Genomic DNA, 11,933 nt, shown 5'->3' on the forward strand with positions numbered 1-11,933 from the left:
CCATGCAGATTGAGACACAACGCCTGCGGCTCCGGCCCTGGCAGGAGCGCGACGTCTCGCCTTTTGCGGTCATCAATGCCGATCCTGAAGTCCGGCGCTACTACTATCCCGCCATCCTGACACCTGAAGAAACCGCGGGCGTCATCGCAGAGTGTGATGCCCACTTGCGCCAACACGGCTTTGCCTTCATCGCACTGGAGCGCAACACGGATGCGGCCCTCATCGGCGGGCTCGGCCTTTCCATTGCCGGTAACGAAATTCCTGATGGTCCGCATGTCGAGATCGGCTGGATCCTCGGAAGGCCCTACTGGGGCAACGGCTATGCGCTGGAGGCGGCCTGCGCTTGCATGCAATATGCCTGGACGACGCTCGGACTTGCCGAAGTCATCGGCTACACCTCGCAGATCAACCATCCCTCACGGGCATTGATGGAAAAGCTGGGAATGCGGACCGATCCGGCTGAGGATTTCGACGACGTCACGGTGCCCGAAGGCAATCCGCTGCGGCCGCACGTGCTTTATCGGATCAGTCCGGCTGACCGATGAGCATTCCTTGGAAAAATGCGACGCGTTTTCCGCAATGAAATGTTGAAAAAGGAGATCGAGCGTTTCTACGAGTCCGTGGAAACCGGAAACGCTCTCGTGCTCAGCTCATGAAGCCGACGAAGATCACCACGTAGCCGGCATAGACGGCGTTGGCGACGATGAGGCAGAGGCAGGCGAAGGAGCCGAGGTCCTTGGCATTCTTGCCCATCTCCGAGATTTCCGGCGAGACGCGATCGACGATCTCTTCGATCGCCGTGTTGATCGCCTCGAACGCCATCATCAGCAGGAACAGGATCGCCATGGCGACATACTGGAAGAAGGTGGCGCCGGCGATGGCGAACGCGACCATCGCCACCGCGAAGGCGATCAGCTCGTGCCGGAACGCCGCCTCGCCGATCAGCCGTTTGGCGCCGCCCAGCGAATAGCTGGCGGCAGCGAACAGATGGCGGATCCCGGTCTGCTTTTCGACGGGGCCGGTCTGGCCGCGGCGGGGCGTGGTGTTGTTGGCGTCCATTTCATCTCGACTGGCTATAAACTGCGCTGCTTCGACATCGTCATTGAGGCGAATGCAAGGCGGTCTCGGTTGCAGAGACGCCGGCAGGTGGCTGCGGCGTGCATCTGCGCCTCTGGATAGGCGAGAAGAATGCGGCCAGCAAGGCCCGACACGCGTAGCGAAGCAGCGACGACAGCCAATCGACAGCAAACGGCGGGCCTTTGCTCAAAGGCCCGCCGTTTCTTCGTCAGTTCTTGTTGCTGACGCCGGCCTGCGCAAACGTCGCCATGCCGCCGTGGCAGGCGGCAGCCGCCTTGACGATGCCGGCGGCAAGGGCTGCACCCGTGCCCTCGCCAAGCCGCATGCCGAGCGCCAGCAGCGGCGTCTTGCCGAGCTTCTCGATCGCCCGCATATGCCCGGGCTCGCCGGAGACGTGGCCGATCAGGCAATGGTCGAGCGCCGAAGGATTGGCAGCCTTGAGGATGGCGCCAGCGGCCGTCGCGACGTAACCGTCGATGATGACAGGCACCTGCTGCATGCGGGCTGCCAGGATGGCGCCGGCCATGGCCGCGATCTCACGGCCGCCGAGGCGGCGCATCAACTCGAGCGGGTCGGACAGATGGTTGCGGTGCAGCGCGACTGCCTTTTCGACGGCGGCGATCTTGCGCTTCAGCACCTCTCCTTCCGAACCGGTGCCCGGACCGACCCAGTCTTCGGCAGAACCGCCGTAAAGGCCGAGATTGATCGCCGCGGCGATGGTCGTGTTGCCGATGCCCATCTCGCCGATGCACAAGAGGTCGGTACCGCCGGCGACAGCCTCCATGCCGAAGGCCATCGTTGCCGCGCAGTCGCGCTCGGAAAGTGCTGCCTCCTCGGTGATATCACCGGTCGGATAGTCGAGCGCCAGATCGAAGACCTTCAGGCCGAGATCGTGGCTGACGCAGATCTGATTGATCGCGGCACCGCCTGCGGCAAAGTTCTCGACCATCTGTGCCGTCACCGACGAGGGAAATGGCGTCACGCCCTGGCGGGTGACGCCGTGGTTGCCGGCGAAGATCGCGACGAGCGGCCGGTTGACCGCCGGCGGCTTGCCCGTCCAGGCGGCGAGCCAGAAGGCGATCTCCTCGAGCCGCCCGAGCGCGCCCGGCGGCTTCGTCAGTTGCGCATCGCGATCGCGCGCGGCAACCAGCGCGGCCGAATTCGGGCCTGGCAGGTTGCGCAACAATTCGCGGAAATCATCAAACGGCAGGCCGCTGGCGCTCATGGAGAAGTATCCTTGCATTTCGTGAAGTTCAATCCACGCTCCTCATAGAGGGCGAGGAAATTTCGGGCAACGACATTTGCGCCAATCCGCGTCGCCGGAGCATGATCCGCCGAACGCGCGGCGATTCGGCGCACCGGAATTTGGAGGGGCCATGACCTATCTTCGCGACTTTTGTGACGATGTGGCGCGCTCGGTCGCCTTCCTCAGCCGCATCCACATGCCGCAACGCCATTTCGTTGACTATGACGGCCGGCTCAATCGCGCCGTTCGCGCCTTTCCGCTGGCGGGCATGCTGATCGCCCTGCCCGCAGCCGCGGTCGCCTCCTTGCTGATTGCGCTTCAGGTCAGCTCCCTCTTCACCGCTTTCGTGGTCGTCGCGGTGCAGGCGCTCATCACCGGCTGCCTGCACGAGGACGGGCTCGGCGACACCGCCGATGGTTTCGGCGGCGGGCGAGACCGGGAGGCGGCGCTGGTGATCATGAAGGACAGCCGCATCGGCTCCTATGGCGCCGTGGCGCTGATCCTTTCCTTCGGCCTTCGCGTGTCGGCGCTTGCATCCTTCCTGCCGCTGTTCACGCCGACTGGCGCAGGCCTCATGATCCTCGGTGCCGCCGCCCTCAGCCGTGCGGCCATGGTCTGGCACTGGTCACGGCTGCCGCCGGCACGCCGCGACGGGGTTGCCGCCTCGGCCGGCGAACCGGACCCGGCAGCGACATCCTTCGCGCTTACCTCGGGCGTGCTCGCCGCCATGCTGCTCTTCTATTTCGCCAAGGCCCCGGCCCTTGCCCTCATCCTCTCGCTCGTCGCTTTCATCGCAACCGTTGCCGCCTTCGGCCGTCTGGCCACCCGCAAGATCGGCGGCCACACCGGCGACACCATCGGCGCTACCCAGCAACTGACGGAGATCGCTGTTCTCAGCGCCCTTGCGCTGACAGTTTGAAACGCCGATATAATCATTCGAAACAACGCTACAGTGCCGCACGTCTTGTCAGACGTGCAAAGGTCGCTGTAGCACTTTGAAATGCTGCATGTTTCCCCAAACCGGATGGGATTTGAGGAACATGCAGTCCCATTCGCCGCAACCCGGGACCGTCAGTTCAGGACCATGGAATCTCCCTGCATTCTCGTCTGTTCTATCGATGAAAAGACCGGCTACTGTTTCGGCTGCGGTCGCACACGAAACGAGATCGGCGCCTGGACGCTCTACACCGATGCCGACAGACACGCGATCATGCTGGCGCTCCCGGCAAGGCTTGAAACAATGGTGCGAAAGCCCCGGCGCGAAACGCGCCGCGCGCGCATGGCCAGGGAACGCGGCGACGCATGACACGTCTTTTGATCCTGCTCTCGATCCTTGCGATCGGCCTCCTGCTGCTGATCGTCAATCACGACGTCGGCCGCACCTTCGGACTGGCAAATGACGATTTCGGCCAGCTCGTTTCACTCGGCGCAATTGCCACGCTCTTGAGTGCCGGCATCTGGCAAAGCCGCCGCCGCTTTGGCGAAGGCGCCCGACAGGCTGCGATCTGGCTGCTCATCGTGCTGGCGCTCGTCTCGGCCTATGTCTACCGCTTCGAGTTTCAGGGCTTCGGCAACCGGGTGCTCTCCGGTCTGATGCCGGGCCGCGCGACTGTGATCACCGACAGCGAGGGTCGTCAGGAAGTGGTGCTGCAGAAGATGATCAACGGTCATTTCGAGACCAATGCCGCGGTCAACGGCAAGGAAATCAACATGCTGGTCGATACCGGCGCCAGCAGCATTGCGCTGACCTATGAAGATGCTGAGCGTATCGGTCTCGATCCGGCGAATCTGAGCTACACGATGACGGTCATGACCGCCAATGGGCAGGCGATGGCCGCACCCGTATTGCTTTCCGAGGTCGCGATCGGCCCGATCGTGCGCAACGACATCCGTGCGACGGTCGCCGCTGAAGGCAAGCTCGACCAGAGCCTGCTCGGCATGACCTTCCTCTCGACGCTCGACTTCCTGCAGATGCGCACCGACGAGCTTCGACTGCGCGATTGATCGGGCATTTGCGGCGAACGCGTCTTCGTGCATGTTGGCGAGATCCGGCCTGCGCCTATCGCCATCGCAAAACCGCCGATTATTTTTGCACGACAGACGTCAAGGAGAAGCGCCTCATGGATTTCATGCGATTGCTGAAGTCGATCGAAGAGCTTCTCTATGAACTCGTGTCATGGCTGCTGTTCTATCCGCTGACGATGTGGCGCACACTGCGGCAACCGCAGGCGATGATGCGCTATGCTGATGTGGAGCTGACGGACGATGTGTCCGAGCAATATACCGAGACGCTGAGCCCGCCACTCTTTCTGCTGATCACGCTGCTGCTCGCCCACGGCGTCGAACTCGGGCTTGTCAACCAGACGACGCCTTGGGCACCGCCGCCGCTGCTTGCAAGCCATTCCAATCTGTTGATGTTTCGCGCCGTCGCCTTCAGCATTCTGCCGCTGCTGATGGCAGTCAAGTTGCTGCACCGCAAGGGCGTGCGGCTGACCAGACACACGCTGAGGGCGCCCTTCTACAGCCAATGTTACATCACGGCGCCGTTCGCGCTTGCACTCAGCATCGGTACGCTGCTCTCCCGAGCGGAAAACCAGAAGGCGCTTGCCGCAGGCCTCGCCTTCATCCTTGTCGCGTTCGTCTGGTACGTGATCGTCGAAACGCGCTGGTTCAAGTCCGACCTCGGTCTGTCGACATCACAGGCGGCCCTGCGCGTCGTGTGGACTTTGTTTCAAGCGCTGATCGCTATTTTCCTGGTTGGCGCCGCTATCGTCTTCGGCACAGGCGCAACGCCCGCCTGATATCGGCTGGCGCCCGCAGGTTTTGGCTCTCCGCCGTCAGTTCCGCAGCCGGTAGCCGGTGCGGAAGATCCAAGCGAGAACCGACAGGCAGATCGTCAGGAACACCAGGATGATCGCGGCGCTGAAGACTGGGTTGACGTCGGACACTTCAAAGAAGCTCCAACGGAAACCGCTGATGAGATAGAGCACCGGGTTGAAGTGGCTGACCGCCTGCCAGAACGGCGGCAGCATGTCGATCGAGTAGAAGCTGCCGCCCAGGAACACCAGCGGCGGAATGACCAGCATCGGGATCAGGTTCAACTGCTCGAAGTCCTTGGCCCAGATACCGATGATGAAGCCGAACAGGCTGAACGACACGGCTGTCAGCACGAAGAAGAACACCATCGCGATGGGATGGGCGATCGAAAGATCGACGAACAGCGAAGCCGTCAACAGGATGATCGTGCCGATCATCAACCCCTTGGTCGCCGCCGCGCCGACATAGCCGAGCACGATCTCGATCATCGAGACCGGCGAGGACAGCACCTCGTAGATCGTGCCGGTGAACTTCGGAAAATAGATGCCGAACGAGCCGTTGCCGATGCACTGCGTCAGAAGCGTCAGCATGATCAGGCCCGGCGTGATGAAGGCGCCATAGGAGACGCCGTTGATCTCCTGGATGCGCGCGCCGATCGCCGCGCCGAAGACGATGAAGTAGAGCGAGGTGGAAATGACCGGCGACACCACGCTCTGCAACAGGGTGCGCCGCGTGCGCGCCATCTCGAAGAAATAGATCGACTTGATCGCTTCGATGTTCATCGTCCTGCTCCCACGATCTCGACGAAAATATCCTCCAGCGAGCTCTGCCGCGTGGAAATATCCTTGAGGCGCACGCCGGCCTCGGCAAGAGCCGCCAGCAGCGAGGTTATGCCGGTGCGGTCGGCGCTGGTGTCATAATCGTAGATCAGACAATGACCATCACCCTCAAGCATCAGGTTGTAGCCCGAGAGCGTTTCGGGCACGGCTTCCAGCGGATGCGACAGGTCGACCCGCAACTGCTTGCGCCCAAGCTTCGACATCAGCGCCGTCTTGTCCTCGACCAGCAGAATCTCGCCGCCGTTGATCACCCCGATGCGGTCGGCGATCTCTTCTGCCTCTTCGATGTAGTGCGTCGTCAGGATGATCGTCACGCCCGAGGCGCGCAGCCGCTCGACGACTTCCCACATGCTCTTGCGCAGGCTGACGTCGACGCCGGCCGTCGGCTCGTCGAGGAAGAGCACGCGCGGTTCATGCGACAGCGCCTTGGCGATCAGCACACGACGCTTCATGCCGCCGGAAAGCTCGCGCAGCATGTTGTCCTTCTTGTCCCACAGCGACAGATCCTTCAGCACCTTTTCGATATGGGCCGGGTTCGGCTTCTTGCCGTGCAGGCCGCGCGAAAAGGTGACGGTGTTCCAGACGGTCTCGAAGGCGTCCGTCGTCAGTTCCTGCGGCACCAGACCGATCATCGACCGCGTCTCGCGAAAATCGCGCACGACGTCATGGCCGTTGACCGTCACGGTACCACCACTCGGGTTGACGATGCCGCAGATGATCGAGATCAGCGTGGTCTTGCCCGCCCCGTTCGGACCAAGCAGGGCCAGGATCTCGCCCTGCTCGATATCGAGGCTAACGCCTTTCAGCGCCTTGAAGCCCGAGGCATAGGTCTTCGAAAGATTGGAAACGGAAACGATTGGTGCCATGAAGCTGATCCGGAATGCGGGGGGCGAAGTCGGCAGGTCACGCCTATATGGGCCGTTTCATCACGATTTGCAGCCCGCGCCCCGCAAAAAACAAGGTGACAGAGCGTCAACATCAGGACAATCGGCCGCTTTCCATTCCGATCGGACCTCGGCCCTCACCTTGCTGACGCGATCCCACCCGCGGCAACCGGTCGTGCAGCACCATGCCGGCAAGCATGGCGACCACGAAGAGTGCCGTCGCCGGCAACCCGAGCGACAGCGATGCCAGCGCGGGGCCAGGACATAGGCCGACAAGGCCCCAGCCGACACCGAAGATCGCCGAGCCTATGATCAAGCGACGGTCGATCACGCGGTTCGAAGGCAGATGAAAGGCATCGTCGAGCAGCGGGCGCCGCATGCGCCGGGTCAAGAGAACGCCAAGCGCCGAGACGGCGACAGCGCCTCCGAGCACGAAGGCAAGGCTCGGGTTCCAGTCGCGCGTGACGTCGAGAAAGCCGCGAACGCGGGCCGGATCCAACATGCCGGAGAGCGACAGGCCGATACCGAAGATCACGCCGGAGGCAAGCGTTGCCAACAGGCGCGGGAAGGCGCTGCCGTTCATTGGACGAAACCTTGGAGATAGACGGTGACGACGGCAGCGATCATGAAGGTCGCAACCGCTGCAATCGACCGGCGGGAAAGCCGGGCGAGACCGACGACACCATGTCCGCTGGTGCAGCCTGAACCCATGCGCGAGCCAAAGCCGACAAGCAACCCGCCGACCACCAGCAACGGCCAGGAGGAGGTGACGGTGACGGTTGGCCAGATGCCGGAGAAAAGACGGTAGATCACCGGGCCAGCCAGCAGGCCAAGAACGAAGACGATGCCGGTCGAGGCCTGCACACCCTGCAGCAGCCTGCCGGCAATTCCGCTGACACCGGCCACACGTCCGTTTGCCACCATCAGTATTGCCGCCGAAAGCCCGATCAGCAGGCCTCCGGCAAGCGCATTCCAGTACTCATTCATTTTTTCGCGCCTTCGCGACAGAAGATTTGACAAACCGTGCCCACGAGCCGGGCGACCTTATCATGGCTCAGGCGATAGAAAACCTGCTTGGCCTGCCGCCGCGTCGAAACGACGCCGGCTTCCCGCAGCACAGTCAGTTGCTGTGAGAGCGTCGGCTGTCGGATTCCGAGCAATTCCTCAAGTGCCGCCACCGAATGCTCCCCTTCGAGAAGCGTCGTCACGATCAGCAGTCTGTTGCGATTGGCAAGCGTGCGCAGGATCTTCGAAACTTCTGTGGCATGCGCGGTCATGTCGGCGCGCACGCCGGGAAATCGCATCACAGTTCCCATGCCGTCCTCCCGTCGTATCAAGGAGTGAGTAGAACCCTAAAACAATGCGTCCGGGACAAGCCCGGATTCTATCCATGATTGTTATATGAAGTAATATAATATCATATTACTTATACGCAAGCCAGACGACACACAAACGCGTTACCGACCCACTTCGGCCCGCACCGATCCTCACAGAGAAAATAATACCGCAAATTCAGCTTGTTACAATTGCGCACCACGGGAGAACGACGCGCCAAAGTTGGGTCGATTCCTGAAATCAACCATGAGGAAGCGCTAAAACCTACGGTATAAAAACGGCTTAACCGTACAGGCTGTAGAAAAAACGGGCTGCAATCAGAATCATGAAAATGCCGAATCCGACCTCGAGCTGCCGGCGGTTCATGGCGTGAGCGGCGCGCACGCCGAGTGGCGCAACCAGCAGGGTGATCGGTATGATCAGGCCAACGGCGATCCAGTTGATGAAGCCGGTCGAAAACGGCGGCAGGCCCGGCATGCCCCACCCGGCCCAGACGTAGCCGAACAGACCAGGGATAGAGATCAACACACCGACGCCCGCAGACGTCGCGACCGCCTGGTGAATCGGGCGGTTATAGAGCGTCATGAAGGTGTTGTTGAGAACGCCGCCACCGATGCCCATCAGCCCCGAGAGGATGCCGATCGCCACGCCGACCAGCCATTTCACCGGATTGGCCGGCAGGTCGGATCCAAGCCGCCAGCTCGCGCGGTTGAGCAGCATGCGAAAGGCGACGGCAAGCGCGATCACCGCAAAGATCAGCCGAAGCGTTCCGCTGCTGATAGAAGCCGCGATGACCGACGCAAGGATCGCGCCAAGCGGCACGGCAATGGTCCAGTTTCGCAACAGCGCCATGTCGACGACGCCGCGTTTGTAGTGCGACAGGAAGGACCGCACCGAGGTCGGCACGATGATGGCAAGCGACGTCCCGACCGAAAGATGCATGCGAACCGCATCGTCGATGCCGAGCAGCCCAAAGACCTGGTAAAAGACGGGAACGAGGATCGCTCCGCCGCCAATGCCAAAGAGACCGGCAAGCAGCCCTGCGACCACGCCGGCGGCGGCCAGCGCCAGGGCAAACATCATCAGTTCCGAAACCGGCGGCACGGCGTGCTCCATCGTAATAGTGGGAATCCGGCGAACGAACGCAACATTGCCGCCGACGCGGCAGTTCTGTCACAAAACGGTGATGCTTTTCAATCAGTTTGGCGTGGCACGCGGCACGCCCGCCACGTGATTTGCACGCATCACTTGATCTCCGGAGCCTCCCCCTTTCTCCGGATACAGGCCGGCACCACCTCCGCCGGCCTCTTTTTTTGCCGGCTCACGATAGGCGCGATGCTGACGGATGCTCAATCACAGTGACGATAACCGGTCTTGCGCGTCCGCAGGTCGAAGTGGAAATGATCCTTGTGAAAGGGATCGCTGCCGGGGCCGAGAACCGTATTGAAGTATTTGCAGCTGTCGGTGCGAACGGCCTTCAAAAGCCCCTTCTCGCGAAAGGCGAAGAAGCCCTTCTTGCGCACGTCGATTTCCTTGCCGTTCTTCAGCACGAACTTGCCGACATCGATGGCGTTGCCATGCGCATGCTCGGACATCGGGTTGCCCCGGCGCGAGTTCATGGTGCGGCAGGAGTAGCCGCCGAGCGGCTTGATCGTCTTGACGCCGGACCAGTAGCGATAGCGCGACGATGGCGCCAGCTCGTATTTCACCCACTTCGCGAAGGCTTCGGTCACTTCGCAGTTGAGCTTGACGGCGGGCTTGACGTCGATGCCGCCCGACAGACCGCCGAGTTCGATCGGATAGTCGATGCCGCAGGAAGGGCCGTTGCTGATGCGCGGGATATCGCGGAACTCGACGCCGAGCTTGCGCAGCCGCTGGCGGCAGGCGACTTCAGAGCGAGGCATCTGGCCGGTATATTGTGATTCCGGCTCCGCCATCGGATTGCGGGTGCGCGGCAGCATCGCCACCTGCTGCGGCTCCTGAGCGCGCTGCATCGCCTTTTGCCGCTCGAAGGCACGGATACGCTCAGCCTCTTCGGCTGCAATCTGTTCTTCCGTCAGCGGTGGCAGATCCGGGTCGCCGCCAAGGCTCGCCTGCGCCTCGTTCAAGGTCTGCGGCGGACTGCCAAGTTGGCGGACATTGTCCTCGCCGATACCACCGACGACAGGCTGGCTGGCATTGCCCTCGGCGATCTCGTTGCTCTGCTCCTCCGCCAGCCCGACCACCGGCTCCACGCCAAGCATCTGATCCATGTTGACGCCTTCGGACGGAATGGCGGTCGAACCAGTGTTGACCTGCTGGGCGCCCGAACGCGCCGCCTCCTCGCTGTCGATCATCGGCAAGGCGCGGCGTTTCTGCTGATGCGTCGAGGCAGGCATTGTTGTGCCGCCGCTGTTGCTGAAAGTCGAAACCGGCTCTCCGGAAGGATAGGCGGCTACCTCCTGCTCGGGCACGGCATCGACAGGAACGGGCCTGATCGCACCGACGCGTTCGCCGCCGTCGATACGGGCCGAGGGCGTCAATACATCGGTCGTGCAGGCGACAAGAGAGAGCGACAGCGCGAGCGCCGCCAACGGACGATGGAGTGAGGAAACATACGCCATACCGATTTGCCGCCTTCATCCAGCGTATGCGCCCGAAAATCGGCATCGATTTTCGAAGAAGCCCATACGTGCGCACCCACCCGAAATCAAAACGGTGCAGGCCGCCTGTGTCGCAAACCGGGCACGCCGCCGAAAAAGCCCGATTTGGAACCTATTTTATGCAAACACGGTAAATGAAGCCTTGCGAGGCACACCCAACATCAAGCAGGTCGGCAGTCGAAATCGTGTCGGGCTTACAGCGCCGCGCTGACGCGCAAAGGACGCTGTAACGCATGAAACCTGCGGCATGATTTTCTCCGCGGCGACGCCGGCATCAGCGATACCGATGGCATGCCGACGCAAAAAGGCCCGCGCAGATTGCTCGACGCGGGCCTTTGTTCTTACAGCTTACAGCGCCGCGCGTCTTATTAGACGCGCAAAGGTCGCTGTAGCACTTTGAATTGCTGCATGTTTTTATCCTTAAATCGAATACGATTTGAGGAAACATGCAGTAGGCGTGCTTAGCGGCACTCACCGGGGTGTACGACCCGGAAGCCGGCGCCGCCCGCTTCGCAGGAATTCGGGAAGGTCTGAACTCTGCTGCCGCGTTGACCGCAGACCGGTGCGTATTCGCGGGTGCAGAACTGGCCCTGCGGCGGACGGTCGTCGTCGCGGCGGCATTCGCCTGGCGAAACCACCCGGAAGCCATCGGCCCGCGCCATGCAGGCATTCGAGAACGTCTGCTGCTGGCGACCGCGCTGGCCGCACACCGGAGCATATTCACGCGTGCAGGCCTGCGGCTGCGGCTCCGGCGGACGGTAATCCGGGCGGCACTCGCCGCGGTGGATTACGTTGAAGCCGTCGGCCCGCGCCTGGCACGAATTCGAGAAGGTACGCGTGCGGTTGCCCCGCGCCCCGCAGACCGGCGCATATTCCATCGTGCACATCGGCGGACGGATCGGCCCCGGACCGGGCCTCGGCTCGTCAACCACGACGGTACACGCGGACAGAAATCCGAATGCCAACAGAATTGCCGCCCCCGGCCGCGTAAAAAGAAGTCTGAGAAGCGCCATCAATATCCCTCTAACACCGGCAGACAGGCGACCCGGCGCCATGCCGCGTCATTCCACCTCCCGTTCAGCCGTATCTATCT

The 11,933-nt window shown here is 62.1% G+C and carries 15 protein-coding genes; 5 read left to right on the forward strand and 10 right to left on the reverse strand.

The features are described 5' to 3' along the window. The first annotated feature begins 2 nt into the window (after positions 1 to 2). Positions 3 to 545 (forward strand): GNAT family N-acetyltransferase, encoded by a 543-nt coding sequence (locus J3R84_RS08375; protein ID WP_025427272.1) that lies wholly within the window; start codon positions 3 to 5, stop codon positions 543 to 545. 100 nt (positions 546 to 645) lie between these two features. Here the strand turns inward: J3R84_RS08375 and J3R84_RS08380 are convergent, their stop codons facing one another. Both J3R84_RS08380 and cobT read right to left on the reverse strand, forming a co-directional pair. After that, positions 646 to 1,059: a diacylglycerol kinase gene (locus tag J3R84_RS08380; RefSeq protein ID WP_025427273.1), complete on the reverse strand. Its 414-nt coding sequence runs from the start codon at positions 1,057 to 1,059 to the stop codon at positions 646 to 648. Positions 1,060 to 1,285: 226 nt separating this feature from the next. Then, positions 1,286 to 2,302, reverse strand: coding sequence for a nicotinate-nucleotide--dimethylbenzimidazole phosphoribosyltransferase (gene cobT, locus J3R84_RS08385; protein ID WP_025427274.1), 1,017 nt, complete (start codon positions 2,300 to 2,302; stop codon positions 1,286 to 1,288). Between the two features lie 151 nt (positions 2,303 to 2,453). Here cobT and J3R84_RS08390 point away from each other — a divergent pair, with 151 nt between their 5' ends. The 4 genes from J3R84_RS08390 (at position 2,454) to J3R84_RS08405 (ending at position 5,124) form a co-directional block, all read left to right on the forward strand. Then, positions 2,454 to 3,242 carry an adenosylcobinamide-GDP ribazoletransferase gene (locus J3R84_RS08390; protein ID WP_025427275.1) on the forward strand — a complete coding sequence of 263 codons (789 nt, stop codon included), beginning with the start codon at positions 2,454 to 2,456 and terminating at the stop codon, positions 3,240 to 3,242. A gap of 165 nt (positions 3,243 to 3,407) precedes the next feature. Next, the gene (locus tag J3R84_RS08395; protein WP_025427276.1) at positions 3,408 to 3,629 is read left to right on the forward strand and encodes a DUF1289 domain-containing protein; all 222 of its coding nucleotides are present in this window, start codon (positions 3,408 to 3,410) and stop codon (positions 3,627 to 3,629) included. After that, positions 3,626 to 4,327, forward strand: coding sequence for a TIGR02281 family clan AA aspartic protease (locus tag J3R84_RS08400; protein ID WP_025427277.1), 702 nt, complete (start codon positions 3,626 to 3,628; stop codon positions 4,325 to 4,327). The genes J3R84_RS08395 and J3R84_RS08400 overlap by 4 nt, the downstream gene beginning before the upstream one ends. A gap of 116 nt (positions 4,328 to 4,443) precedes the next feature. Beyond that, a complete protein-coding gene (locus tag J3R84_RS08405) occupies positions 4,444 to 5,124 on the forward strand; it encodes a hypothetical protein (RefSeq protein WP_025427278.1) in 681 nt (226 codons plus the stop codon). Positions 5,125 to 5,160: 36 nt separating this feature from the next. Here the strand turns inward: J3R84_RS08405 and J3R84_RS08410 are convergent, their stop codons facing one another. From J3R84_RS08410 to J3R84_RS08445, 8 genes are all read right to left on the reverse strand, one after another. Next, the gene (locus tag J3R84_RS08410) at positions 5,161 to 5,922 is read right to left on the reverse strand and encodes an ABC transporter permease (protein ID WP_025427279.1); all 762 of its coding nucleotides are present in this window, start codon (positions 5,920 to 5,922) and stop codon (positions 5,161 to 5,163) included. Further along, a complete protein-coding gene (locus J3R84_RS08415; RefSeq protein WP_025427280.1) occupies positions 5,919 to 6,845 on the reverse strand; it encodes an ABC transporter ATP-binding protein in 927 nt (308 codons plus the stop codon). Before J3R84_RS08415 ends, J3R84_RS08410 begins: the two co-directional genes overlap by 4 nt. A 112-nt stretch (positions 6,846 to 6,957) precedes the next feature. Further along, on the reverse strand, positions 6,958 to 7,446 hold the full coding sequence (locus J3R84_RS08420) for a YeeE/YedE family protein (RefSeq protein ID WP_025427281.1): 489 nt from the start codon (positions 7,444 to 7,446) through the stop codon (positions 6,958 to 6,960). Next, complete coding sequence (locus J3R84_RS08425) at positions 7,443 to 7,850, reverse strand: YeeE/YedE family protein (protein WP_025427282.1); 408 nt, start codon at positions 7,848 to 7,850, stop codon at positions 7,443 to 7,445. Before J3R84_RS08425 ends, J3R84_RS08420 begins: the two co-directional genes overlap by 4 nt. Next, positions 7,847 to 8,179, reverse strand: coding sequence for an ArsR/SmtB family transcription factor (locus tag J3R84_RS08430; protein ID WP_203528629.1), 333 nt, complete (start codon positions 8,177 to 8,179; stop codon positions 7,847 to 7,849). Before J3R84_RS08430 ends, J3R84_RS08425 begins: the two co-directional genes overlap by 4 nt. A gap of 301 nt (positions 8,180 to 8,480) precedes the next feature. After that, positions 8,481 to 9,302 (reverse strand): sulfite exporter TauE/SafE family protein, encoded by an 822-nt coding sequence (locus J3R84_RS08435; protein WP_025427284.1) that lies wholly within the window; start codon positions 9,300 to 9,302, stop codon positions 8,481 to 8,483. Positions 9,303 to 9,547: 245 nt separating this feature from the next. Continuing rightward, the gene (locus tag J3R84_RS08440; RefSeq protein WP_025427285.1) at positions 9,548 to 10,801 is read right to left on the reverse strand and encodes an extensin-like domain-containing protein; all 1,254 of its coding nucleotides are present in this window, start codon (positions 10,799 to 10,801) and stop codon (positions 9,548 to 9,550) included. Between the two features lie 500 nt (positions 10,802 to 11,301). Further along, positions 11,302 to 11,853: a Kazal-type serine protease inhibitor family protein gene (locus J3R84_RS08445; RefSeq protein ID WP_025427286.1), complete on the reverse strand. Its 552-nt coding sequence runs from the start codon at positions 11,851 to 11,853 to the stop codon at positions 11,302 to 11,304. Positions 11,854 to 11,933: the final 80 nt, after the last annotated feature.

The sequence above is a fragment of the Ensifer canadensis genome (assembly GCF_017488845.2).
GTDB classification, from domain to species: Bacteria; Pseudomonadota; Alphaproteobacteria; order Rhizobiales; family Rhizobiaceae; genus Ensifer; species Ensifer canadensis.